The organism is Streptococcus sp. HMSC073F11 (assembly GCF_001810785.1).
Taxonomy (GTDB): domain Bacteria; phylum Bacillota; class Bacilli; order Lactobacillales; family Streptococcaceae; genus Streptococcus.
In genome coordinates this window covers 352745-376601 of the sequence record NZ_KV802698.1, presented here as the reverse complement: position 1 = coordinate 376601, position 23857 = coordinate 352745, and the positions used below count along the sequence as shown (strand labels likewise).

At 42.0% G+C, this 23857-nt stretch carries 24 protein-coding genes, 1 pseudogene and 1 riboswitch; of the genes and pseudogenes, 5 read left to right on the top strand and 20 right to left on the bottom strand.

Features of this window, described 5'->3' with window-relative positions:
* A pseudogene (locus HMPREF2764_RS10200) lies at positions 1-544 on the bottom strand (transposase); the annotation flags it as partial.
* A 138-nt stretch (positions 545-682) separates the two neighbouring features.
* Here HMPREF2764_RS10200 and HMPREF2764_RS08625 point away from each other — a divergent pair.
* A complete protein-coding gene (locus HMPREF2764_RS08625) occupies positions 683-1960 on the top strand; it encodes an LPXTG cell wall anchor domain-containing protein (RefSeq protein ID WP_070528845.1) in 1278 nt (425 codons plus the stop codon).
* Positions 1961-2224: 264 nt separating this feature from the next.
* On the opposite strand, the gene HMPREF2764_RS08620 is transcribed toward HMPREF2764_RS08625, so the two are convergent.
* The 13 genes from HMPREF2764_RS08620 to HMPREF2764_RS08560 all read right to left on the bottom strand — a co-directional run bounded on the left by HMPREF2764_RS08620 (position 2225) and on the right by HMPREF2764_RS08560 (position 12785).
* Entirely contained in the window at positions 2225-2992 is a 768-nt protein-coding gene (locus HMPREF2764_RS08620) for an acetyl-CoA carboxylase carboxyl transferase subunit alpha (RefSeq protein WP_070528842.1), read from the bottom strand.
* Positions 2989-3855, bottom strand: coding sequence for an acetyl-CoA carboxylase, carboxyltransferase subunit beta (gene accD / locus HMPREF2764_RS08615; protein WP_070528836.1), 867 nt, complete (start codon positions 3853-3855; stop codon positions 2989-2991). The genes HMPREF2764_RS08620 and accD overlap by 4 nt, the downstream gene beginning before the upstream one ends.
* Before the next feature lie 36 nt (positions 3856-3891).
* Entirely contained in the window at positions 3892-5259 is a 1368-nt protein-coding gene (accC, locus tag HMPREF2764_RS08610) for an acetyl-CoA carboxylase biotin carboxylase subunit (protein WP_070528832.1), read from the bottom strand.
* A gap of 11 nt (positions 5260-5270) precedes the next feature.
* Positions 5271-5693 carry a 3-hydroxyacyl-ACP dehydratase FabZ gene (gene fabZ, locus HMPREF2764_RS08605; protein WP_000565515.1) on the bottom strand — a complete coding sequence of 141 codons (423 nt, stop codon included), beginning with the start codon at positions 5691-5693 and terminating at the stop codon, positions 5271-5273.
* A complete protein-coding gene (accB, locus tag HMPREF2764_RS08600; protein ID WP_070528830.1) occupies positions 5690-6175 on the bottom strand; it encodes an acetyl-CoA carboxylase biotin carboxyl carrier protein in 486 nt (161 codons plus the stop codon). The genes fabZ and accB overlap by 4 nt, the downstream gene beginning before the upstream one ends.
* A 2-nt stretch (positions 6176-6177) precedes the next feature.
* Positions 6178-7413 (bottom strand): beta-ketoacyl-ACP synthase II, encoded by a 1236-nt coding sequence (fabF, locus tag HMPREF2764_RS08595; RefSeq protein WP_000774075.1) that lies wholly within the window; start codon positions 7411-7413, stop codon positions 6178-6180.
* Between the two features lie 21 nt (positions 7414-7434).
* Positions 7435-8166: a 3-oxoacyl-[acyl-carrier-protein] reductase gene (gene fabG / locus HMPREF2764_RS08590; RefSeq protein WP_070528828.1), complete on the bottom strand. Its 732-nt coding sequence runs from the start codon at positions 8164-8166 to the stop codon at positions 7435-7437.
* 40 nt (positions 8167-8206) lie between these two features.
* The gene (fabD, locus tag HMPREF2764_RS08585; protein ID WP_070528825.1) at positions 8207-9130 is read right to left on the bottom strand and encodes an ACP S-malonyltransferase; all 924 of its coding nucleotides are present in this window, start codon (positions 9128-9130) and stop codon (positions 8207-8209) included.
* Positions 9123-10097, bottom strand: a complete 975-nt coding sequence (gene fabK / locus HMPREF2764_RS08580; RefSeq protein WP_020901586.1) for an enoyl-[acyl-carrier-protein] reductase FabK — start codon at positions 10095-10097, stop codon at positions 9123-9125. The genes fabD and fabK overlap by 8 nt, the downstream gene beginning before the upstream one ends.
* A gap of 116 nt (positions 10098-10213) precedes the next feature.
* Positions 10214-10438: an acyl carrier protein gene (locus HMPREF2764_RS08575; protein ID WP_000257838.1), complete on the bottom strand. Its 225-nt coding sequence runs from the start codon at positions 10436-10438 to the stop codon at positions 10214-10216.
* A gap of 59 nt (positions 10439-10497) precedes the next feature.
* Positions 10498-11472, bottom strand: a complete 975-nt coding sequence (locus HMPREF2764_RS08570) for a beta-ketoacyl-ACP synthase III (RefSeq protein WP_049516237.1) — start codon at positions 11470-11472, stop codon at positions 10498-10500.
* Positions 11472-11906 carry a fatty acid biosynthesis transcriptional regulator FabT gene (locus HMPREF2764_RS08565; protein ID WP_070528822.1) on the bottom strand — a complete coding sequence of 145 codons (435 nt, stop codon included), beginning with the start codon at positions 11904-11906 and terminating at the stop codon, positions 11472-11474. The genes HMPREF2764_RS08570 and HMPREF2764_RS08565 overlap by 1 nt, the downstream gene beginning before the upstream one ends.
* Before the next feature lie 93 nt (positions 11907-11999).
* A complete protein-coding gene (locus HMPREF2764_RS08560; protein WP_070528819.1) occupies positions 12000-12785 on the bottom strand; it encodes an enoyl-CoA hydratase in 786 nt (261 codons plus the stop codon).
* Positions 12786-12994: 209 nt separating this feature from the next.
* On the opposite strand from HMPREF2764_RS08560, the gene HMPREF2764_RS08555 reads away from it, so the two are divergent.
* The 3 genes from HMPREF2764_RS08555 to serS all read left to right on the top strand — a co-directional run bounded on the left by HMPREF2764_RS08555 (position 12995) and on the right by serS (position 16221).
* A complete protein-coding gene (locus HMPREF2764_RS08555) occupies positions 12995-14359 on the top strand; it encodes an aspartate kinase (RefSeq protein ID WP_070528815.1) in 1365 nt (454 codons plus the stop codon).
* 2 nt (positions 14360-14361) lie between these two features.
* Positions 14362-14733 carry a DUF956 family protein gene (locus HMPREF2764_RS08550; RefSeq protein ID WP_000079350.1) on the top strand — a complete coding sequence of 124 codons (372 nt, stop codon included), beginning with the start codon at positions 14362-14364 and terminating at the stop codon, positions 14731-14733.
* Between the two features lie 213 nt (positions 14734-14946).
* Positions 14947-16221: a serine--tRNA ligase gene (gene serS / locus HMPREF2764_RS08545; protein ID WP_070528811.1), complete on the top strand. Its 1275-nt coding sequence runs from the start codon at positions 14947-14949 to the stop codon at positions 16219-16221.
* Positions 16222-16245: 24 nt separating this feature from the next.
* Here the strand turns inward: serS and HMPREF2764_RS08540 are convergent, their stop codons facing one another.
* The 6 genes from HMPREF2764_RS08540 to zapA form a co-directional block, all read right to left on the bottom strand.
* Complete coding sequence (locus HMPREF2764_RS08540) at positions 16246-17145, bottom strand: TDT family transporter (protein ID WP_070528809.1); 900 nt, start codon at positions 17143-17145, stop codon at positions 16246-16248.
* A gap of 109 nt (positions 17146-17254) precedes the next feature.
* Positions 17255-17803 carry a carboxymuconolactone decarboxylase family protein gene (locus tag HMPREF2764_RS08535; protein ID WP_004256949.1) on the bottom strand — a complete coding sequence of 183 codons (549 nt, stop codon included), beginning with the start codon at positions 17801-17803 and terminating at the stop codon, positions 17255-17257.
* Between the two features lie 131 nt (positions 17804-17934).
* Positions 17935-19257 (bottom strand): alanine/glycine:cation symporter family protein, encoded by a 1323-nt coding sequence (locus tag HMPREF2764_RS08530; protein ID WP_070528807.1) that lies wholly within the window; start codon positions 19255-19257, stop codon positions 17935-17937.
* Positions 19258-19347: 90 nt separating this feature from the next.
* Positions 19348-19436, bottom strand: a riboswitch (glycine riboswitch).
* A 163-nt stretch (positions 19437-19599) separates the two neighbouring features.
* The gene (locus tag HMPREF2764_RS08525; RefSeq protein WP_070528804.1) at positions 19600-21936 is read right to left on the bottom strand and encodes an endonuclease MutS2; all 2337 of its coding nucleotides are present in this window, start codon (positions 21934-21936) and stop codon (positions 19600-19602) included.
* 103 nt (positions 21937-22039) lie between these two features.
* On the bottom strand, positions 22040-22588 hold the full coding sequence (locus HMPREF2764_RS08520; RefSeq protein WP_000624513.1) for a CvpA family protein: 549 nt from the start codon (positions 22586-22588) through the stop codon (positions 22040-22042).
* Positions 22585-22887 (bottom strand): cell division protein ZapA, encoded by a 303-nt coding sequence (gene zapA, locus HMPREF2764_RS08515; RefSeq protein ID WP_000002019.1) that lies wholly within the window; start codon positions 22885-22887, stop codon positions 22585-22587. The genes HMPREF2764_RS08520 and zapA overlap by 4 nt, the downstream gene beginning before the upstream one ends.
* An 86-nt stretch (positions 22888-22973) precedes the next feature.
* On the opposite strand from zapA, the gene rnhC reads away from it, so the two are divergent.
* Complete coding sequence (gene rnhC, locus HMPREF2764_RS08510; RefSeq protein WP_070528801.1) at positions 22974-23855, top strand: ribonuclease HIII; 882 nt, start codon at positions 22974-22976, stop codon at positions 23853-23855.
* Positions 23856-23857 lie beyond the last annotated feature (2 nt).

Below are 23857 nucleotides of genomic sequence, written 5' to 3'. Positions count from 1 at the left end.
GAATCTGCTTTAGATTGTCCTCAATGAGTCCGAAGAATTTCTCACGCTCCTTGTTCTGAAAGTGAAAAAGTAAGAGCTGATAGAGATGATAGTGGTGTTTCAAGTCTTCTGAATAGCTCAAAATCTTGTCTAGAATTTCTTTATTCGTTAAGTGCATACGAAAAGTAGGGCGATAAAATCGTTTATCACTCAATTTACGACTATCCTGCTGGATGAGCTTCCAGTAGCGTTTAATAGCCTTGTATTCATGGGATTTTCGCTCAAATTGATTCATGATTTGAAAACGGACACGACTCATAGCACGGCTAAGATGTTGGATAATATGGAATCGATCTAGAACGATTTTAGCATTTGTGAGTGAAACAGTCTGGGAGACTGTTTCAGCATGAGCCTAGAAATTCGAAAGCGAAGCTGTTTAGCCAAGTTATAGTAAGGACTAAACATATCTCACCTGACAACGAACAGCTCGATTGTAGCGTAGAAAGTGATCTCGGATGACAGCTTGTGTTCTCCTCTCAAGAACAGTGATAATATTGAGCTTTTCATTATAGATTCTATGGAACTTTTTCTACTCTTAGTGATTGTGTTTAAATTTTAAAGTTGACATATCTTTTGTTTTGTTATATAATCATATAAATTTAATATAAAACTGATTTAAAAAAATCTAGAAAGTGTGATTATCATGAAAAAGAAAAATATAGCTGGTCTTTTAACTGTCTGTAGTTCTGCTCTTCTCTTTTCTATCATCCCGAGATATACATTTGCAGACAGTCAATCTACATTAAAGCCTGCTCATGATGGTGGAACTAATATTGCTTTTGTAGATAAGAATGACTTATCTCAAGATGAACAACGTCTCATTCGTCCAATACAGAATGGAGAGAAAGTGAAGTCGTGTTCTATTTATCGTTTAGTTTATGAAAAAGTAGAATCTGCACCTAGTTTCCTTGAAAAAGAGATTTCGAAGGAACTACCAAATACAGGTAGTGTTATCTCATGGGGAAGTTTCTTTTTAGGTACTTCATTGATGAGTGCTGGCTTATTTGCCATTGTTAAGAATCGTAGAGGGAAGCAATTTCTTGTTCTTTTATTAGCTGGAGGTTCTTTAATAACATACGGAGTTGTAAGTGCCTCACAAACTATGTCAGAAATTTCCTCTCGTATCATGATAGCAGAAGGGGAAAATTTAGAAGCTCCAGCAATTGATCAATATCGTTTCGTGGGTATAATTGAAACTGAGGGACAATGTCAAATTATCAGTCTCCCACCTACTTCAAGTCCAAATACTCCAAGTTTTACAGAAGAACCACCGACTCCACGTATACCTAATACACCTGATCCTTTACCAACACCAGGTACTTCAGAATATCCTACTCTGCCAGAACATAAACTAGGAATTCCTTTAGTAATGGATAAGCCTATTTTAACTGAAGAGGATATACCAAAGATTCCTGAACCACCTGTTGTGCAAGAATTACCGGAGTTAGAAATTCCAAATATACCAACTCCTCCAGTTCAACCCGAATTACCAAGTATTGAACCTAAAGATATACCAGATAATCCACCTGCTACTTTAGAAAAACCTATTGGAAAAATTAGTCAATCAAGAGTACATGTTAGAATTGAAACATATTGGAAAACATATAATGGTTTAGTTCCTCTTCGTCATGGAAATCAACCAGATAGTTCTAATTTTGTAGATTTAGGTGAGTATGATGTTTATGAAAATATTGATGAAGTAAATTCAAAATTAGAGAAAAATAGTGATTTAATTCCGTCGTTAGTTCATAATACTTATAATATAGATGCTATGCAAGAGTTAAGAAAAGCTACAGGACGTCGATATTTTGGTGGACATTATATTGGTCTTGTTGATGATAGTGATCCAACAAGCGGAAGTTTTACAGAAGGTAAAGATATTGTTATTAAAATGATGTTTGTAGCGCAGTCACCACAGTAATGGGATAAGAATTTTTTATGTTGATAGCGAACTATTCAAAGATGAAGCTTAAAGTGCCAAACCAACTTCATTATTAATAAAAGTGTAAGTTAATCTGATAAAATTACAACCACTCATCAAACGGGTGGTTTGTACCATGACTATAAGCCCAAATTACCAGCCAGCGCCTAAAGAACTTTCTTCAAGCCGCACCTTTTGACTTTCTCATCAACACAGAAAGAGCCACATAAAAACTAGAACTGACTGCCAGTTCTAGTTTTTATATTAGTATTTTCTAAATCGTTGGTAACGCTCTTCCAACAACTCTTCTAGCGGTTTTTGTGAAAGTCTAGCTAGCTCAGCTTGGAGTTCTTTTTTAACATTCTTAATCAGTTCTTTACTAGAAAGTCCTGCTTCAGAAATCACCTTATCCACCACGTCCATTTCTAACAGCTCATGTGAAGTGATTTTCATCAGTTCTGCTGCTTCCATGGCACGACTGCCATCCTTCCATAGAATGGAAGCAAAGCCTTCTGGACTGAGAATGGCATAGATAGAATTTTCCAGCATCCAGACACGGTCTGCAACTGCCAGAGCCAGAGCCCCACCAGAACCACCTTCACCGATAATGATGGCAATAATCGGAACTTTCAGGTCACTCATTTCCATGAGATTACGAGCGATAGCTTCCCCCTGCCCACGTTCTTCTGCTCCCACACCAGGATAGGCACCTGCTGTATTGATAAAGGTCACAACTGGACGGCCAAACTTTTCAGCCTGTTTCATCAACCGTAGGGCCTTGCGGTAGCCTTCTGGATGCGGTTGGCCAAAATTCCGCTTGAGGTTATCTTGTAAACTCTTGCCTTTTTGGATACCAACCACTGTTACAGCTTGGTCCCCAAGCCAGCCAATACCACCAACAACTGCCCCATCATCACGAAAAGAACGGTCACCGTGTAATTGGATAAAGTCATCAAAAATGCCTGTCGCAAAGTCCAAGGTTGTCAAGCGACTCTGCTCACGCGCTTCTCTGACTATTTTTGCAATATTCATCTAGGACTCCCTCCGTGCAATCTGACCAAGCTAGCAATGGTATCTGGCAAATCTCTTCTTTTAACAATAGCATCCACAAAGCCATGTTCTAATAGGAATTCTGCCTTTTGGAAATCCTCAGGCAAGCTTTCACGAACCGTATTTTCAATGACACGACGCCCAGCAAAACCAACCAAACTTTGTGGTTCAGCCAGAATGATATCGCCTTCCATAGCGAAAGAAGCTGTCACACCACCAGTCGTTGGATCTGTCAAAATAGTCAGGTAAAAGAGGCCAGCATTTGAATGACGTTTAACCGCTGCAGAAATCTTGGCCATCTGCATGAGACTCATGATTCCTTCCTGCATACGAGCTCCACCAGAGGCTGTGAAGAGAACAACTGGCAATTTTTCAACAGTCGCATACTCAAACAGACGAGTAATTTTTTCACCTACAACCGTCCCCATAGAAGCCATGATAAAGTTGGAATCCATAATCCCAAGAGCCACAGTCTGACCTTTTATAAGAGCTGTTCCAGTCACAACGGCTTCATCCAAACCTGTTTTTTCACGCATAGAGGCCAGTTTCTTTTGATAACCAGGGAAATGCAAGGGATCCTTACTTTCAATCCCTGTAAACAATTCCTTGAAAGTTCCCATATCAATCGTCAAAGCCAAGCGTTCTTGGGCAGAAATACGAAAGGTATAGCTACAGTGCGGACAGATACGCTCACTTCCCAGATCCTTCTGGTAGATGGTATGCTTACAACCCGGACACTGGGAGAATAATTCATCTGGAACCTCTGGCTTGGCTTGAGGTTTTTCCCTAACCGAACGATTGGGATTAATTCGAATATACTTATCTTTTTTACTAAATAGAGCCATTGATTCCCCTTTTCGGTTTAAACTCTTGAAGTCATTTTATTCTTTTTCTTGATATTTAGGTAAGAAGGTTTCCATCAAGAAGGAAGTATCGTAATCCCCAGCAATGACATTGCGATCTGAAATAAGGTCAAGCTGGAAATCTGCATTGGTCTGCACCCCTTCAATCTCTAATTCATAGAGGGCACGTTGCATTTTCATCAAGGCATCAAAACGATTTTCGCCGTGAACGATGATTTTGGCAATCATACTATCATAATAAGGTGGAATGGTATAGCCTGGATAAACTGCTGAATCCACGCGCAAGCCAACTCCTCCACTTGGCAGATAGAGATTGGTAATCTTACCTGGACTTGGAGCAAAGTTGAAGGCTGGATTTTCTGCATTAATACGACATTCAATAGCATGACCTCGTAGGACAATATCTTCTTGCCTCACAGACAGAGGTTGACCTGCCGCAATGCGAATCTGTTCCTTAACGATATCAACACCTGACACAAACTCTGTAACGGGATGTTCTACCTGAACACGAGTATTCATTTCCATGAAATAGAATTTACCACTGGCTTCATCAAGAAGGAACTCAATGGTCCCTGCATTCTCATAGCCAACAGACTCTGCCGCTCGAACAGCAGCAGAACCAATTTCATTGCGTAGCGTTTTGCCGATTGCAATTGAAGGACTTTCTTCTAAAACCTTTTGGTTATTCCGTTGAAGAGAACAATCCCGTTCCCCCAAGTGAATCACATGTCCATGCTCATCTCCTAGGATTTGAACCTCAATATGGCGAGCTGGATAGATAACCCGTTCTATGTACATGGCACCATTGCCATAATTTGCCTTGGCTTCGCTAGAGGCCGTTTCAAAGGCTGATACGAGGTCTTCTGGTTTTTCAACCTTACGAATCCCTTTACCACCACCACCTGCTGAAGCCTTGAGCATAACAGGATAGCCAATTTTTTCAGCAACAATCAAAGCTTCTTCAGAGTTATGGACTTCTCCATCTGAACCTGGAATGACAGGCACACCTGCTTTTATCATCTGAGCACGCGCATTGATTTTGTCTCCCATCATATCCATGACATGACCAGATGGGCCGATAAACTTAATCCCCACCTCTTCACACATGGTTGCAAATTTGGAATTTTCACTGAGAAAGCCAAAACCGGGGTGAATGGCTTCTGCCTCAGTCAAGACTGCAGCTGATAGAACCGCATTGATATTGAGATAAGACTCAGTTGATTTACCAGGACCGATACAAACCGCTTCATCTGCCAAAAGCGTATGAAGGGCTTCCTTATCAGCAGTTGAATAAACAGCCACCGTCGCGATCCCCAGTTCACGCGCCGCACGGATAATACGAACCGCAATTTCACCACGATTGGCAATTAAAATTTTTCGAAACATGGAGAACCTCCTTAGTTCCCAATTGCAAAGGTTAGAGTACCACTAGCTGCAAGCTTGCCATCCACTTCAGCCTTTGCTTCAACCACAGCAATGGTGCCACGACGTTTTACAAAAGTCGCTGTCATAACCAATTGGTCGCCTGGTACAACTTGCTTCTTAAACTTAACCTTGTCCATACCAGCGTAAAAGACCAGTTTCCCTTTATTTTCAGGTTTAGACAACTCCAAGACACCCGCTGTTTGCGCCAAGGCTTCCATGATCAGAACACCTGGCATAACAGGGTATTGAGGGAAATGACCATTAAAGAAGGGCTCATTGATGGTCACATTTTTGATGGCAACAATGGTGTCCTCGCTCACTTCCAAGACACGGTCCACTAGGAGCATAGGATAACGGTGGGGAAGAGCTTCTTTGATTCCTTGAATATCGATCATTTGATGCGTACCAATCCTTTACCAAATTCAACCATTTCTTCGTTAGAAACGAGAATCTCCGTTACCACACCATTCTTAGGAGCTGGAATTTCATTCATGACTTTCATGGCTTCAATAATTACCAGAGTTTGACCTTTTTTGACACTATCACCAACTGAAACGAAGGCAGGTTTATCTGGTCCAGCAGCCAAGTAAGCCACCCCAACAAGTGGGCTCTCTACAAGATCTCCCTCAGCATCCACACTTGCTTCAACTGAAGCTGGAACTTCTTCTGCTACAGTTTCTGCTGGAGCAGATGTAGGAGTCAATGGATTTGGTGTTGCTAGAAGAGGTGCTGGAGCAACTTGAGGTGCAACTTCAGACACAAGTCTCGCTTCATTCTTGCTAAACTGTAACTCATCCGTCCCATTCTTATAAGAAAATTCTCTCAAACTTGACTGGTCAAATTGAGCCATCAAGTCTTTAATATCGTTTAAATTCATACTTATTTATTCTCCCAACGTTTGAAAGCAAGAACTGCATTATGGCCACCAAAACCAAAAGTATTTGAAATAGCGTATGGAATTTCTTGCTCCAAGCCTTGTCCATAAACGACATTGGCTTCGATATAATCTGATACTTCACTTGTTCCAGCTGTCATTGGTACAAAGTTATGACGCATAGCCTCGATTGTTACGATAGCTTCTACCGCGCCTGCAGCCCCCAGCAAATGTCCTGTGAAAGACTTGGTTGATGATACAGGCACTTCCTTACCAAGAACAGCCACAATCGCACCACTTTCTCCTTTTTCATTAGCAGGAGTTGACGTTCCGTGAGCATTGACATAGGCTACTTGCTCTGGAGAAATCTCAGCTTCTTCCAAGGCTAGTTTAATGGCCTTGATAGCTCCCTGACCTTCTGGATGTGGTGAAGTCATGTGGTAAGCATCACAAGTATTTCCGTAACCAACTACTTCAGCCAGGATAGTAGCCCCACGTTTTTCAGCGTGTTCAAGGCTTTCAAGAACCAACATCCCAGAACCTTCACCCATGACAAAACCATTACGGTCCTTATCAAATGGAATGGAAGCACGAGTTGGGTCCTCTGTAGTTGAGAGAGCAGTTAGGGCTTGGAAACCAGCAATAGCAAAAGGTGTGATAGAGGCTTCTGAACCACCTACCAACATAACGTCTTGGAAACCAAATTTAATTGAGCGGAAGGCATCCCCAATCGCGTCATTTGATGAAGCGCAGGCAGTATTGATAGATTTACAAACACCGTTTGCTCCAAAACGCATAGCAACATTTCCTGAAGCCATATTTGGCAAGGCTTTCGGAAGGGTCAATGGTTTCACACGTTTTGGCCCTTTGTCATTTAGGCGAAGCACTTGATCTTCAATTTCCTTGATTCCACCAATACCAGAGGCCACAATAACACCAAAACGATCTTTATCAAGAGTCTCTACATCGAGATTAGCGTGATTGACAGCCTCTTGGGCTGCGTACAAGGCATACAAAGAATAGTTATCGAAACGATTGGTATCTTTCTTAACAAAGTATTTATCAAAAGGAAAATCTTGGATTTCTGCTGCATTATGCACATCAAAGTCACTATGATCAAATTTCGTAATTTGACCAATTCCGATTTTTCCAGTTGTCAAACTATTCCAAAATTCTTCTGGTGTATTTCCGATTGGAGATGTTACTCCATAACCTGTTACTACTACGCGATTTAGTTTCATCTTTTTTACCTCTAGCTTCTGCTACATACTTAAGCCACCATCAATGGCAACCACTTGACCAGTTAGATAATCTTGGCCTGCTAAAAATACTGTTAAATCTGCAACCTGCTCTGCCTGCCCAAATTCTTTCATAGGAATTTGTGCCAGCATAGCATCTTTTACCTTGTCTGATAGAACAGCTGTCATATCGGACTCAATCATTCCAGGTGCAATAGCATTAACTCTGATATTGCGATTGGCCACTTCACGCGCCACAGACTTGGTAAAACCAATCAAACCAGCCTTAGAAGCTGCATAGTTAGCTTGACCGATATTTCCCATCAAACCAACAACACTAGACATATTAATGATAGCACCTTCTCTGGCTTTCATCATCGGTTTTAAGACTGATTGTGTCATGTTAAAGGCACCAGTCAAGTTAACCTTGAGTACTTTTTCAAAATCCGCTTCTGTCATCTTGAGCATAAGGGTATCTTGGGTAATCCCTGCATTGTTGACCAAAACATCTACTGAACCCAGCTCAGCAATAGCTTGATCAACCATACGCTTAGCGTCTGCAAAATCGGACACGTCTCCTGATATAGGAACCACCTTGACACCATAGTTTGAAAACACGGCTAGCAAGTCCTCTGAGATTGTCCCACGACTGTTTAAGACAATATTGGCTCCTGTTTGAGCAAACTTATGGGCAATGGCAAGACCAATTCCACGACTCGAACCTGTAATAAAGATATTTTTATTTTTTAGTTGCATTCTTTTCTCCTGTTTTCTCTTGTATTTATGGGAGAAGGGATTACTTGTTTTCTAGCAAAGTTTCCAAACTAGCCTGATCTTCAACATTGGCTAGTTTAGCTGTCTTATCAATTTTTTTGACAAAGCCTGACAAGACTTTCCCCGGTCCAATCTCGATAAAGTTAGTTACGCCTGCTTCTTGCATAACTGCAATACTTTCATAGAAACGAACTGGCTCTTTGACCTGACGCGTCAAGAGTTGAGCAATGTCTTCTTTTTGCATAACTGCAGCTTCTGTATTGCCAACTAGAGGACAAGTAAAATCTGAAAAACTTACCTGAGCTAGAGTTTCAGCTAGTTTCTGGCTAGCAGGCTCAAGGAGAGCGGTATGAAAAGGTCCTGAAACCTTAAGAGGAATCAAGCGTTTAGCTCCTGCTTCCTGCAAGAGTTCGACAGCTCGATCAACTGCTACCACTTCTCCACCAATCACGATTTGTGCAGGTGTATTATAGTTGGCTGGGGTAACTACTCCAAGTTCAGAAGCTTTTCGACAGACTTCTTCAATAACCTCTACTGGCGTATTGAGAACTGCTACCATCTTGCCAGAACCAGCAGGGGCCGCTTCTTCCATATAGGCGCCACGCTTAGCAACCAAGGCAACAGCTTCTTCAAAATCCAAGGCACCGCTAGCCACCAAGGCAGAGTATTCTCCAAGAGACAAACCAGCAAGCATATCAGGCTGATAGCCCATTTCTTGTAATAAACGGTAAATAGCAACTGAAGTTGCTAAAATAGCTGGTTGCGTATAGCGGGTCTGATTGAGTTTTTCTTCTTCCCTATCAATAAGATGACGCAAATCATAACCGAGTACCTGACTTGCTTGATCAATCGTTTCTTTGACAATAGGGTAGTGATCATAGAGATCCCGTCCCATACCTAGATACTGGGCACCTTGACCAGCAAATAAAAAGGCTGTTTTAGTCATTTCTTACAACTCCTGCCCAACGAGAGGCTTCTTCTTGAATTTTCTTAGCTGCTCCGTAATACAAATCTTTTAGGATTTCTTCAACGGTTTCTTCTTTGGAAACAAGCCCTGCAATTTGACCTGCCATGACAGAGCCTCCATCCACATCTCCGTGAACAACCGCTTTGGCTAGTGCACCTGCTCCCATTTGTTCAAAAATTTCCAAATCTGGATTTTCTTGTTTAAAAGCATCTTTTTCAGCTTGTTCAAAATCACGAGTCAACTGATTTTTAATCGCACGAACAGCATGTCCAAAGTGTTGAGCTGAAATCGTAGTATCAATATCTCTAGCTTTTAAAATTTTCGCCTTATAATTTGGATGGGCATTAGACTCTTTTGCAACGACAAAGCGAGTTCCAACCTGAACAGCTTCTGCACCTAGCATAAAGCCAGCCGCAGCACCTTCACCATCCGCAATCCCTCCTGCAGCAATAACAGGAATAGATACAGCAGCAGCAACCTGGCGCACCAAGGTCATGGTTGTTAATTTACCGATATGCCCCCCAGCTTCCATTCCTTCTGCAATAACAGCGTCCGCACCGATTTTTTCCATGCGTTTAGCTAGGGCAACACTCGGTACAACAGGAATAACCGTAATACCAGCTTCATGGAAGCGTTCCATGTATTTGCTTGGATTTCCTGCGCCTGTTGTAACTACCTTAACCTCTTCCTCGATAACGAGGTCTACAATATCTTCCACAAAGGGAGACAAGAGCATGATGTTGACACCAAAGGGTTTATCAGTCAATGATTTGATTTTATCAATATTTGCCTTGACAACTTCTTTAGGAGCATTCCCCCCACCGATAATCCCTAGTCCTCCAGCCTTGGAAACAGCTCCTGCCAAATCACCATCAGCAACCCAGGCCATTCCTCCTTGGAAAATAGGATAATCAATGTTCAATAATTCTGTAATACGTGTTTTCATAGTGCCTCCATCGTTTCTTGCTTACGTAATAGTTCGATACCGTCATAATTTGACAATCAAACTATTGCCTAAACAAGAGGGAGCGGGTTTCCCTACTCCTTCTATTTGTATTCTGCTTATTTTGTTTGCTCTTCAACGTAGGCAACCAAGTCACCAACTGTTTTCAAGTCATCTTCTGCTTCGATTTGGATATCAAAAGCATCTTCGATTTCTGAGATTACTTGGAACAAGTCCAATGAATCTGCGTCTAAATCATCAAAAGTTGATTCAAGTGTTACTTCTGATGCGTCTTTTCCAAGTTCTTCAACGATAATTTCTTGTACTTTTTCAAATACTGCCATGATAGGACTCCTTTAAAATAAATAGTTTTTTTATAACAATGTGTTCACCACATGATTACCTAAATTGTAAGAATGAGCGTGCCCCAGGTCAAGCCTCCACCAAAGCCTGATAGAAGAACAGTCTGGCTACCGTCTAAACGGATGAGGCCTTGTTCTACACACTCTGAAAGTAAAATCGGGATACTGGCTGCACTGGTATTTCCATACTCCATCATATTTGCTGGAAGTTTAGCTCGGTCGACACCGATTTTTCTAGCCATCTTATCCAAGATACGGTCATTAGCCTGATGAAGTAGTAAATAATCCAAGTCTGTCGCCTCTATAGGAGACTCATCAATAGTCTGTTTGATAGACTTGGCTACATCTCTAATGGCAAAATCAAAGACTGCGCGTCCATCCATCTTCAAAAATGAATCTGCATTTTCTTGATCTGAAAATGGAGAATGCAAGCCTGAATGTCCATAGGTCAGACACTCACTGCGACTTCCATCGCTATTGAGACTCTCAGCTAAGAAATGCTCTTGCTCGCTAGTTTCTAGCAAGACTCCACCAGCACCATCTCCAAACAACACAGCTGTTGATCGATCTGACCAATCAACTGCCTTAGAGAGGGTTTCACTACCAATCACTAAGCCTTTTTGAAAGCGACCAGAAGCGATAAACTTTTCAGCAGTTGAAAGAGCAAATACAAATCCACTGCAAGCCGCTGTTAGGTCAAAAGCAAAGGCCTTATTAGCACCAATATTAGCTTGAACACGAGCAGCTGTAGAGGGCATCATCGAATCTGGAGTAATAGTAGCTAGAATGATAAAATCCAGCTCTTCTCCTGTGATTCCAGCTTTTGCCATCAGTTTCTTAGCAACCTCTGTAGCCAAATCACTAGTAGATTCTGTTCTTGAAATATGCCTTTGACGTATTCCCGTCCGACTTGAAATCCACTCATCATTGGTATCCATAATCTGGGCCAAATCATGATTTGTAACCACTTGCTCTGGCACATAATGAGCAACCTGGCTTATTTTTGCAAAAGCCATTATCTCAAATCCTCCAAAAATTGATAAAGATTAGTCAAACCTTTGCTCATAACCTCCATCTCTTGCTTACTCATACCATCAATGATTTTTTCAACCATGGCCTTGTGGAAGCGTTTATGTAGCCTATGAACCAAGCGACCTTTCTTTGTCAAATGCAGATGTACCACACGTCGATCATGTTCTGAACGAATGCGTTCAATATAACCCTTACGTTCGAGATTATTCAAACTAGTCGTAACTGTCCCAAGAGTCACCATCAACTCTTTTGACACTTGACTTGGTGTCACATCTGGAACTTTTCCAATCACATCAATCGTATGCATTTCTTTGATGGAGATATCCTTGAAACGACTACCCCTCAAGCTAACTTCCTCAATAACGATGACATTGTTAAATATAGACGTTAAATATTCATTAATTCGTTGGTAGTCCAATCTTTCCTTCCCTCCTTTTCAAAAAAACTTTTAGAATCAAAACATTTGACAAAAGAATTATATCAAAGTTCAAAGAATGGTGCAAGTATTTTTTTATTTTCCTGTAAATTTAGGTCGTCTTCTTTCCGAATGAGCCCGAACTCCCTCTTTGAAATCCTCTGTTTTCGCTAGTGACTCCTGAAGGTTCAGTTCTAAAGTAGCATAATCTTGCCAATCTTTAAATTGGCTTTCCCAAACCAACTTCTTAATGGCAGCATAGGAATTGCTTGAACCACGTCTTAATTTTTTAAGAAGCTGTTCTCTGGTTTTTTCTAACTTATCAGCTTCAGAAATGCGGTAAACTACACCCCACTCTAGAGCTTTTTCTGCTGTCAAAGCTTCTCCTGTCATGGCTAATTGAACAGCACGTGTCACACCAATACTGCGACTCAAGAGATGAATTCCTCCCGCATCTGGAGCCAAGCCAACTCCAACAAAGGCTTGGATAAATTTAGCCTTATCCGTAGCAATGCAGAAATCTGCCGCAACAGCCATATTTGCTGCGGCGCCTGCAACAGCCCCATCAACCTCCATCAAGACAGGTTTAGCAATTTGCTTGATTTTATAAGAAATAGTATTGACCAATTCTGCGATTTTTGTCAATGATGGAATATCATCCTCATCGACTGCTCGCTTCATCTCAACCAAATCTCCCCCAACTGAAAAGACTTTGCCATTCGCGTTGATTAAGACAAAATGCACAGCCGGATCCTCTTCTGCCAAAGTCAGAGCTTCTAAAATCTCCTCACACATAGGAATATGAAAACCATTCGCGACCTCAGGACGATTCAAGGTAAGGATTGCCAAATCCTCTTCAAGCTGATAAATAATGTGTTCCATCTGGACTCCTTTTTATTTTATAAGCAGTTTAAATTATTTTATTTTCAAAGTATATCTTTTTTAGGAATAGAAAGCAAGAAAAAATCAACTGAAAGTGTCTCAGCCGATTAGAAAGGCTCGCTTTGTCCTAGAAAGCATCTTCTTTTCTTCATTGAAAAAAGCCTTTCTTTCTGCTATAATCGTATAAAATACTTACTTTAGGAGTCCTTATGAAGGTTGTTAAATTTGGAGGTAGTTCTCTTGCCTCTGCTAGTCAGTTAGAAAAAGTTTTAAACATTGTCAAAAGCGATTCAGAGCGTCGTTTTGTCGTCGTTTCTGCGCCTGGTAAACGCAATGCTGAAGATACTAAGGTTACGGATGCCTTGATTAAATACTACCGCGACTATGTTGCTGGTAACGATATTAGCAAGAGTCAAAACTGGATTATCGACCGCTATGCTGCTATGGTTAGTGAACTAGGGCTAAAACCAGCTGTTTTAGAAAAAATTTCCAAAAGCATTCGCGCCTTAGCCACTCTTCCTATTGATGAAAATGAATTTCTCTACGATACTTTCCTAGCAGCTGGTGAAAATAACAATGCTAAATTGATTGCTGCCTACTTTAATCAAAACGGGATCGATGCACGTTATGTGCACCCTAGAGAAGCTGGTATTGTGGTCACAAGTGAACCTGGCAACGCTCGCATCATTCCATCAAGTTATGACAAGATTGAAGAATTGACAAATGCAAATGAAGTACTTGTCATTCCTGGTTTCTTTGGAGTTACTAGGGAAAATCAAATCTGTACCTTCTCACGTGGAGGCTCAGACATTACAGGTTCTATCATTGCTGCTGGTGTCAAAGCCGACCTCTATGAAAACTTTACGGATGTTGATGGTATCTTTGCAGCTCACCCAGGAATTATCCACCAACCACACTCGATTCCTGAATTGACCTATCGTGAAATGCGTGAGTTGGCCTATGCAGGATTCTCAGTACTTCATGACGAAGCCCTTCTTCCCGCCTACCGTGGAAAAATTCCTCTGGTTATCAAGAATACCAACAACCCTGACCATCCAGGTACTCGTATCGTTCTAAAACACAGTAGTGACAAGTTCCCAGTAGTAGGAATTGCTGGTGACTCTGGCTTTGTCAGCATCAACATGTCTAAATACCTCATGAACCGTGAGGTGGGATTTGGACGCAAGGTTCTTCAAATCCTTGAAGATCTTAACATCGGTTGGGAACATATGCCAACAGGTATCGACGATCTTTCAATCATCCTCCGTTCTCGCGAACTAACTCCTATCAAGGAAGAAGAAATTCTTCGTCAGTTGGTTCAAAAGGCTGAAGTAGACCATGCAGAAATCGAGCACGACCTTTCTATCATTATGATTGTTGGAGAAAAAATGAAGAGCCATATCGGAGTAACTGCTACTGCGACACGTGCTCTATCTGAAAATAAGATCAACATCCAGATGATGTCTCAAGGTTCTAGTGAAGTATCTATTATGTTTGTTGTCCATAAGGACCAAGAGAAAGCAGCTATTAAAGCCCTCTACAATGCCTTTTTCGGTGAAAGTAAGGAAAACTAAGCATGGCCCAATCTCTTAACAAAACAGTGCTTCTCAATACGACAGGAACTTCCTATCTCTCTATAGCTGGGAAAGTTGGGAAATTCCTTGTCGGAGATCAGGCTTTGGAATTTTACCCAGATGTCAATGTTGAACAATTTATCCAGATTCCTTGGAGCCATATCAACCAGATTGGAGCCAATGTCACTGGTCGCAAAATCAGTCGCCACTTCGAAGTCTTTACAGACAGAGGAAAATTCCTCTTTGCTTCAAAAGACTCAGGTGCCATTCTTAAAATTGCACGCGAAAAACTCGGAAATGACAAGGTCGTGAAACTTCCGACCCTGATTCAAACCATTAGTCAAAAATTTAAAAATCTATTTGCAAAAAAGTAGAAACTTTAGTATAATCATAGCAACGGATAAGTAGGTTATCTTCTTCTTTCAGAAAGTCTGCGGATGCTGCGAGCAGATAGGAGGGATAGGTGAAATTCTACCGTTAGTAACAATTGCATACACAATCAAGTGCACTCCTGTGAAGTTGGATGGAACCGTGGCCCTGCCACTCCAACGCTTTGTCAGGTGTGCTTTTTTCATAAAGGAGTTCTTATGTTAGATATCAAACGTATTCGTACAGACTTTGATGCTGTCGCAGAAAAATTGGCTACACGTGGTGTAGATGCTGCTGTCTTGAATGAGATGAAAGAAATCGATGCTAAACGTCGTGACATCTTGGTTAAGGTTGAAACTTTAAAAGCAGAACGTAACACAGTTTCTGCTGAGATTGCCCAAGCTAAGCGCAACAAGGAAAATGCAGATAACAAGATTGCTGCCATGCAAAATCTATCTGCTGAGGTCAAGGCATTGGATGCTGAATTGGCAGAAATCGATGCTAAATTGACAGAATTTACCACGACTCTTCCAAATATCCCAGCTGACAGCGTTCCTGTTGGGGCTGACGAAGACGACAATGTGGAAGTTCGCCGTTGGGGTACTCCACGCGAGTTTGACTTCGAGCCAAAAGCTCACTGGGATCTTGGTGAAGACCTTGGTATCCTTGACTGGGAACGCGGTGGTAAGGTAACAGGAGCTCGCTTCCTCTTCTATAAAGGTCTCGGTGCTCGTTTGGAACGTGCTCTCTACAACTTTATGTTGGATGAACATGGAAAAGAAGGCTATACAGAAGTCATCACACCTTACATGGTTAACCACGATTCTATGTTTGGTACTGGTCAATATCCAAAATTCAAGGAAGATACTTTTGAATTGAGCGACAGCAATTATATCCTGATTCCTACAGCTGAAGTTCCTCTAACAAACTACTACCGTGATGAAATCCTGGACGGTAAAGACCTGCCAATCTACTTCACTGCTATGAGCCCATCATTCCGTTCTGAGGCTGGTTCAGCTGGTCGTGATACGCGTGGCTTGATTCGTTTGCACCAATTCCACAAGGTTGAAATGGTTAAATTTGCCAAACCAGAAGAATCTTACGAAGAATTGGAAAAAATGACAGCCAACGCTGAAAATATCCTTCAAAAACTTAACCTTCCATACCGTGTCGTTGCTCTCTCTACTGGAGATATGGGCTTCTCAGCTGCCAAAACTTACGACTTGGAAGTATGGATTCCAGCGCAAAACAATTACCGTGAAATCTCAAGCTGTTCAAACACAGAAGATTTCCAAGCCCGTCGTGCCCAAATCCGTTACCGTGATGAAGCTGATGGCAAGGTTAAATTGCTCCATACCTTGAACGGTTCTGGACTTGCAGTTGGACGTACAGTGGCTGCTATTCTTGAAAACTACCAAAATGAAGATGGTTCTGTGACCATCCCAGAAGTACTTCGTCCATACATGGGTGGAGCTGAAGTCATCAAACCATAAAAAATAAGGTTTAGCTATTTCTAGCTAGACCTTTTTTCGTAACCAATTCAGATAAGCTCCTAATACAAAGAGTAAAATAATTAAGCAAATAGCGGTTTCAGCCAGTACCAAATAATCCAAAAATGGAAGTTTCAAGATTCCCTGAGCCATCTTAAGCGAGGTAGCTGTGATAATGGTTGGGAAGGTGAGGGCTGAGAAGGCCGGTTGAAAACCTTGTTTTAAAATATTAGGCAGGCGAGTCAAAACAAAGAAAAAGAAGGATTGGGAAGATAAAATCATAACGATTAAGATCCAAGTCGGTAGGCTAGCTCCTCCAACCCGAACCAGAGAAGCCAAGAGTAGAGAGAAAGGAGCACAGTAAATCCCTTCTTGTCCAAGCATGGCTAGTGGGAGTGGATGTTTCTTTAAATCGCTATAAATAAGCGGATAGAGATAGAAGGTCAAGAGAAATCCAAAACTCAAGGTCGCATAGGCAATTTCGATGATGCCTACAAGAGGATAGGTTAAGGCTGCCACTGCTATCCCCACATAGAGAACCGTCCAGCTTGGAGTAGCATGAACCCTCCGACCAGGACAGGCAAATTTGATGGTAAAACCAGCAATCAAGGCCAAATCCAAGAGAAATGAAAACCACCAGAGACCCTGCGCTACTATAGGAAGATGAGGGAACACACGAAAGACATAGGTCGATAAAATCATCCCAGCCATAGGAAAAGTGGCCATCCCTGACAAAAGAGGGGGCTTGGCCAATTCTTGCTTGCTTTCTTTCCAATTGAGCAAATGAAAAATCAGAAAGAATATCCACAAAATCAAACCAGACAGACTCAGTAGATGTGACAGAACTGGCAACATATCTAAAACGAGATTTCCAGCTCCTGCCAAACCTAGCAAACAACCTGAAAATACTAAGGGGAGTTTTTTCATCTTAACCTCCAATAATCATGTCAGCTTCAGTATAGCATAAAAGTGCTTAAATGAGGGGATAAAAAAACGAAGTCCGATTATTTCAGACTTCATTTTACTCAGATATGAATTAAGCATAAGGTTGCAATTCTGGATTAATTGGGGTATTAGCTAGGTTGTTGGCATAGTTACAAAGGCTTGCTAGGCTGACACCAAGAACCACATCCAAGGCATTTTGTTGGGTGTAGCCAGCTTCTAAAAATTCAGATAAGGCTTCATCTCCTACACGACCCTTGGTATTGATAACCGCCAAGGTAAACTTAGCTAGGGTGTCCAATTTAGGATCTGTTTCAATTGGAGTACGATTGCGGAGGGCTTGCAAAAGGTCATCATTCATCTGGATTTGTTTGATTGAAAAGGCTGTGTGACCTGCGACGCAGAAGGCACAACCATTGGTTACGGCTGCTGTGATTTGCACCACTTCACGCTCAACGGGTGTCAAGCTGTTGCGACGGTTGATAGCTCCGACAGTACGGTAAGCCTCTAAAGCAGTCGGTGCATTAGCCAAGAGACCAATTAGGTTAGGAATATAGCCATTGTTATCTTTTTCTACTGTTTCAAGAACTTCTTTCACTTCTGCTGGTGCTGATTCGACTGTATGGATTGTAAATGTTGTCATCATAAAACCTCTTTTCATTTTGTTGAAATCTAGTCTATCACAGATTCTATACCGTGTATAATATATATTTTAAATTGCACTGATAGAAATTTTTTATGAAAGCAAAAAATCACACGAGATGTGTGATTCCATTATTTATTAAAATACTTTTTAGTTTCAGCAATAACAACTGGAGATAAAACTAAGAGGGCAATCAAGTTTGGTAGAGCCATCAAAGCATTGACAATATCTGCGATAATCCAAACCATATCCAACTCGATGAATCCTCCCAGCAAGACCATGAGTACAAAAACCACACGGTAGAGCCAGATAAAACGAACCCCAAAGAGAAACTCGAAACAGCGTTCTCCATAATAGTTCCAACCTAGAATCGTTGTAAAGGCAAAAAGCACAAGGAAGATGGTCAAGAGAGCAGGTCCAAAGTGTGAAAAGACTGTTGAGAAGGCTGACTGAGTCAAGGCAACTCCATTCAAATCACCACTCCAAACACCAGTCACCAAGATTGTTAAACCAGTCAAGGTACAGATAATAAGGGTGTCAATAAAGGTTCCTGTCATGGAAATCAAACCTTGCTCTACTGGTTCATTTGTCTTAGCCGCAGCCGCTGCAATGGGAGCCGAACCCAGACCAGATTCGTTTGAGAACACACCACGCGCTACACCATTTTGAATAGCCATTCGAATGCTAGCACCTGCAAATCCACCTACCACAGCAACAGGACTAAATGCTGATGTCAAGATTAAAGCGATTGTGGCAGGGATTTTCCCAATATTAAAGAAAATAACTGTAAGAGTTCCCAAAATATAGATGATGGCCATAAAAGGAACAACTGTAGTTGAAACCTTAGAAATGGACTTGAGGCCACCAAAGACTGCAATCGCTACAAATACTGACAATACAAGAGCAGTGATGGCTGGCGAAATTGTTGTTGTATTTTGGATAGATTCTGTAATCGAGTTGACTTGGGTGAAGGTTCCGATTCCCAGCAAAGCTACTAGCACACCTGCCAGGGCAAAGAAGATGGCAAGTGGTCGCCACTTTTCTCCCATCCCTAGAAGGATATAGTGCATCGGACCTCCCGCTACTGCACCATGGTCATCCTTGGTACGGTATTTGATAGCTAGTAGTCCTTCTGCATACTTGGTAGCCATCCCAAAGAAAGCAGCCATCCACATCCAAAAGAGGGCTCCTGGGCCACCGACCTTGATAGCCGTCGCCACCCCGATAATATTTCCCGTACCAACTGTCGCTGCTAGGGCTGTACATAGTGCCGCAAAGCTGGATACATCGCCATGCCCCTTATCCTTGGTAAAAATAAGCTGGAAGGCCTTGGGCAGACGCAAAACCTGCAAGAGTCCTAGACGAGCAGTTAGGTAAATCCCTGTCCCGACCAATAAAATCAAGAGGGGTGGGCCCCAAGCAAAAGCATCGATTGATTTAAGCAATTCTAACATTTCCTTCTCCTATCTGTTCAACCCCAAAAGAAAGAGCACATGTAAGATACATGTACTCTGGAATGCTTAGATAAATACTAAAAAGCGGTCTATCCTAGCTCTGTCCTTTTACCTGAGAGTTTGAGCAGTTGCCTGCCTTGCCCCTTCGGTGCCTTTACGGTCTCTCCAGAGTTCCGTCCATTTACAGTCATGGAAAATCAAACGATTCCCCACTTCTATTAAACTTCATTCGGTGTTGGTATTTAATTGATTCTTATTTTACAAAAAATGTTGGCTTTTGTCAATGTGTTTATTAGTAAAAATGAGTTCAACAGTTTTTACTTTATAAAATCTAGAATACTGCTATCCTTTAAAAGTGACAATAGTCGCACCACTGCCCCCAGCATTTTGTGGGGCATAGCCGAAACTCTTGACATGCTTGTTTCTTTGTAGGTATTTGGTGACACCTTCACGGATGACACCTGTTCCGATACCATGGATGATATCAACTTGAGCCATATTGTTAAGTAGGGCTTGGTCGATAAAGGCATCTAGCTCATTCATGGCTTCTTCATAGCGCTTGCCTCGAAGGTCCAGTCTGGCTTGAGGTCCTCGACCAGAAGTTCGTTTCACAACATTGACCTGTTTCTTCTTGACTTGCTTTTCTTGCTGGGCTTGAATGAGGTCAAATTCTTTCTCTTCTAAGGTCATCTTAATCAAGCCAACTTGGGCTTCCCAGCGGCCGTCCTTGAGTTGACTGGTCAAGGTACCTCGCTGACCATAGCTGAGCACCACGATATCATCTCCCACCTTTGGTGCTCGTTTTTTCTTGGCCTTTTGAAGGACCTTGTTTTTAGACAAGTCCACTTTTTCAGGAGCCAATTTTTTCAGTTTGGCCTTGGCTTCAATGATTTCATGGGGCTTGAGTTGCGATTTACTGTGGAGATTTTTGAGAATCTGGTCACTTTCACTTAGGGCCATGTCTACAATCTCACTAGCTTGTTCACGCGCCTTATTAAGTTCGGTTTCCTTTTCACGATTGAGCTCGTTGTAGAGTTTTTTGAGAGCACGGTTCATCTTGAGGTTTTCTTGCTCGACCTCACGGATATTATCCAAGCGTTTGCGACTCTCTAGCGTCTGCTCTTCCAGTTGCTCAATGATGCGATTGACATCATTGTCCTGATCGACCTGCTGACTGGCATCCCACACGATAACTTCAGATAGGCCTAGACGTTTAGCAATTTCAAAGGCATTGCTTCGGCCAGGAACACCCTGCATAAAGCGATAGGTCGGGCGAAGAGTCGCAGTATCAAACTCCATGCTGGCATTTTGCACAAAGGCTGTCTCAATACCATAGGCCTTGAGTTCTGGATAGTGGGTGGTCGCCATAGTCTTGACTTGACGCAGGCGAAGGTCTTCCAGAATAGCCATGGCGAGGGCTGCTCCCTCTTGAGGATCTGTACCAGCTCCTAATTCATCCAAGAGTAAGAGTGAATGTTGATTAACCTTGCCAAGAATATCCACAATATTAGTCATGTGGCTAGAGAAGGTAGACAAGCTCTGTTCAATAGATTGCTCATCGCCAATATCGGCAAAGATTTCTTCAAAAATACCAACACGACTTCCCTTATCTGCTAAAATCGGCAAACCAGACTGGGCCATAACCTGCGTCAATCCCAGAGTTTTAAGCATGATGGTCTTCCCACCTGTATTGGGACCTGTGATAACAATCGCTGTTAAATCTTGACCAAAATGGACATCATTTGCGACGGCATTTTTGACCAAAGGATGGCAGACATGGAGCAGTTGAATCTCCTGATTTTCTGACAGCTGGGGCACGACTGCTTGGCTTTCTTGAATAAAGCGGACCTTGGCACGAATTAAGTCTAGATGGCCGATAATCCAAGCGTCGTTGGCAATCTCAGCTGCATGAGGGCGGACACGCTCAGAAATTTCTTGGAGAATGCGAAGCATTTCATAGCGCTCATCTGCTCGTAAACTGGCAATTTCTTCGCTCAGTTTGACCACCTCACGGGGTTCGATATAGACGGTGTTTCCGCTGGCAGAAATATCATGCACGACACCTGCAATCTTATTGCGGTAGGTGTTTTTGACTGGTAAAACCTGACGGCCATTTCTGCTAGCAACAATTCCTTCCGTCAACATCTGCGCTTTTTGCTTGAGCAAATCTTGCAAGACATCACGTACCTGACTCTCGCTATCATGGATTTTTCGACGGATGCGTGCCAACTCTTCACTGGCAAAATTTTCAATGAAACCTGCATCATTAAAGGCTTGGAGATTTCCTTGCAATTGCGGAAAATCATGTAATTTCTCAAACCAAAGGGCTATTTCTTCCAAGCTGACATTTTCCAGATTAGCATAAAAACTTTGCAGCTCTCGGCTAGACAGAAGCACGCGCTTCAAGAGTAGGAACTCCTCGATATTGAGGTCTGCTCCCATCTCCAACCGCTTGCAGACTCCTGTAATTTCCTTGGTTGCGAGAATGGTAAAATGCGGTTGCTCAACAAAAAGAGCCTGCATTTCCTTCATCTCAGCAAAAGCCTGTTTGATTTTATCTGCTTTGGCAGTCGGAGCCAGCTGTCTCAATTGCTCCAAGCCCTGCTCGGTCAACAAATGAGGCTCAAACAAGGCCTTGACCTTATTGAACTCTAATGTTTCTAATATTTTCTTATTCATCTTTATTTCCTTGTCTTTAAATGTCTAGGTATGGTAGCTTTTAACATTCTAATAGATTCGAGTCAAATCTGTAAACAAAGGGCTAGGAAATTTCCTGCCCTTTTTATCCGATTAAATTTGTCACCCAGATTTGTTTGAGCCAACTGGTTGTTACTGGTATGCTCTGGATGATGTGTTTTGCGACGATACTCTTTTCAAGAGGATTTTGTATAGCTGCCATGGGGATAGTCGCCAAGATTGTCAAGGCCATTTGCAAGACAAATAAGGTCACCAACATGGACAAGATACCTGCTGAAACTTGGAACAACTTACCACCTAGTTTTTTACTAGGAATCAAGTGTAAGAGGAGACCAAGCAAACGACCAATGCTATAGACAATCCCAAATACAAGCAAGTAGCCGATCCCTGCGTAAAAGACCTTATCCAACTGAAAGAGTTGATCCGATGGGAAAAAGAAAGTTCCCTGACCTTCCTGCGGATTTGCATAAGGGAGCAGCAAATGAAATTGCTCTCCAAGCCCCTTATAAAACTGGCCAGCCACAAAAGCAGATGCCATAGCTGAAATCAGGTAATAAACCTGCAAGAGCAGGCCTCTCCGATAGCCGATATAAAATCCCCAAGCCAAGACCAATAGAAGAAGGAGTGAAATCATAAGGAATCCTCAATCTTGCTCTGTTCTTGCTTGCAAGTCACAAGCTTGTGACGGAGTTCTTCTAACTCTTGCTCCTTATCATCAAATTCAATCTCACGGCTGAGCTGAGTTGATAAACAGTTGACCGCCAACAAAAGAGCGATTGTTTCATCATCTGCACTAGGCATTTGTTCTTTAATTGCTTGGTATTTTTCTGTCGCAACCTTGGCAATCTCCTCCATAAAAAGGTTATCATGCTCGCTTGTCAAGGTTAATGATTTTTTCCCGAATGTAAATTTGAATCGATTTAGATTTGCCATAAAATTCACCTCACGATATTATACCAAAATTCGCTAATTTTGTCAGTTTTTACAAATTTGCCTGCTTTTATGGTACAATAGAAACTATGGCAAGTATAACACTCACACCAAGTGAAAAGGAGATTCAGGCTTTTCTTGAACACTATCAAACCAGTCTGACTCCCAGCAAGAATCCCTATATCCGCTACTTTTTGCGACTACCTCAAGCAACGGTTTCTATCTATACTTCTGGAAAGGTTTTGCTTCAGGGAGAAGGAGCCGAGAAATACGCTAGTTTCTTTGGCTATCAAGTTGTAGAGGAAACCAGGGGACAAAATTTCCCTTTAATTGGGACAGATGAAGTGGGAAATGGTTCCTACTTTGGTGGGCTTGCAGTTGTGGCTTCCTTTGTCACACCTGACCAACATGACTTCTTGCGAAAACTCGGTGTGGGGGATTCTAAGACTCTGACCGACCAAAAAATCCGTCAGATTGCCCCTATTCTCAAAGAAAAAATCCAGCACCAGGCACTGCTTCTCTCACCAAGCAAGTACAATGAGGTCATTGGAGACCGCTACAACGCTGTTTCAGTTAAGGTTGCCCTCCATAATCAGGCTATCTACCTCCTCCTTCAAAAAGGTGTTCAGCCTGAGAAAATTGTGATTGATGCTTTTACCAGTGCTAAAAATTACGACAAATACTTGGCACAAGAGGCCAATCGTTTCATCAATCCTATCAGCTTAGAAGAAAAGGCTGAGGGCAAATACTTGGCTGTAGCAGCTTCTTCTATCATTGCGCGTGATCTCTTTCTGGAAAATCTTGAAAATCTGGGACGAGAGCTAGGCTATCAACTTCCAAGTGGAGCTGGAACGGCTTCTGATAAGGTAGCTAGCCAGATTTTACAGGCCTATGGTATGCAGGGACTCAACTTCTGCGCCAAACTGCACTTTAAAAATACTGAAAAAGCGAAAAAACGCTTAGAAAGGTAAGT

Coding starts and splice junctions, on each gene's coding strand:
- HMPREF2764_RS08625 (WP_070528845.1), top strand. CDS start 683: ATGAAAAAGAAAAATATAGCTGGTCTTTTAACTGTCTGTAGTTCTGCT.
- HMPREF2764_RS08620 (WP_070528842.1), bottom strand. CDS start 2,992: ATGAATATTGCAAAAATAGTCAGAGAAGCGCGTGAGCAGAGTCGCTTG.
- accD (WP_070528836.1), bottom strand. CDS start 3,855: ATGGCTCTATTTAGTAAAAAAGATAAGTATATTCGAATTAATCCCAAT.
- accC (WP_070528832.1), bottom strand. CDS start 5,259: ATGTTTCGAAAAATTTTAATTGCCAATCGTGGTGAAATTGCGGTTCGT.
- fabZ (WP_000565515.1), bottom strand. CDS start 5,693: ATGATCGATATTCAAGGAATCAAAGAAGCTCTTCCCCACCGTTATCCT.
- accB (WP_070528830.1), bottom strand. CDS start 6,175: ATGAATTTAAACGATATTAAAGACTTGATGGCTCAATTTGACCAGTCA.
- fabF (WP_000774075.1), bottom strand. CDS start 7,413: ATGAAACTAAATCGCGTAGTAGTAACAGGTTATGGAGTAACATCTCCA.
- fabG (WP_070528828.1), bottom strand. CDS start 8,166: ATGCAACTAAAAAATAAAAATATCTTTATTACAGGTTCGAGTCGTGGA.
- fabD (WP_070528825.1), bottom strand. CDS start 9,130: ATGACTAAAACAGCCTTTTTATTTGCTGGTCAAGGTGCCCAGTATCTA.
- fabK (WP_020901586.1), bottom strand. CDS start 10,097: ATGAAAACACGTATTACAGAATTATTGAACATTGATTATCCTATTTTC.
- HMPREF2764_RS08575 (WP_000257838.1), bottom strand. CDS start 10,438: ATGGCAGTATTTGAAAAAGTACAAGAAATTATCGTTGAAGAACTTGGA.
- HMPREF2764_RS08570 (WP_049516237.1), bottom strand. CDS start 11,472: ATGGCTTTTGCAAAAATAAGCCAGGTTGCTCATTATGTGCCAGAGCAA.
- HMPREF2764_RS08560 (WP_070528819.1), bottom strand. CDS start 12,785: ATGGAACACATTATTTATCAGCTTGAAGAGGATTTGGCAATCCTTACC.
- HMPREF2764_RS08555 (WP_070528815.1), top strand. CDS start 12,995: ATGAAGGTTGTTAAATTTGGAGGTAGTTCTCTTGCCTCTGCTAGTCAG.
- HMPREF2764_RS08550 (WP_000079350.1), top strand. CDS start 14,362: ATGGCCCAATCTCTTAACAAAACAGTGCTTCTCAATACGACAGGAACT.
- serS (WP_070528811.1), top strand. CDS start 14,947: ATGTTAGATATCAAACGTATTCGTACAGACTTTGATGCTGTCGCAGAA.
- HMPREF2764_RS08540 (WP_070528809.1), bottom strand. CDS start 17,145: ATGAAAAAACTCCCCTTAGTATTTTCAGGTTGTTTGCTAGGTTTGGCA.
- HMPREF2764_RS08535 (WP_004256949.1), bottom strand. CDS start 17,803: ATGACAACATTTACAATCCATACAGTCGAATCAGCACCAGCAGAAGTG.
- HMPREF2764_RS08530 (WP_070528807.1), bottom strand. CDS start 19,257: ATGTTAGAATTGCTTAAATCAATCGATGCTTTTGCTTGGGGCCCACCC.
- HMPREF2764_RS08525 (WP_070528804.1), bottom strand. CDS start 21,936: ATGAATAAGAAAATATTAGAAACATTAGAGTTCAATAAGGTCAAGGCC.
- HMPREF2764_RS08520 (WP_000624513.1), bottom strand. CDS start 22,588: ATGATTTCACTCCTTCTTCTATTGGTCTTGGCTTGGGGATTTTATATC.
- zapA (WP_000002019.1), bottom strand. CDS start 22,887: ATGGCAAATCTAAATCGATTCAAATTTACATTCGGGAAAAAATCATTA.
- rnhC (WP_070528801.1), top strand. CDS start 22,974: ATGGCAAGTATAACACTCACACCAAGTGAAAAGGAGATTCAGGCTTTT.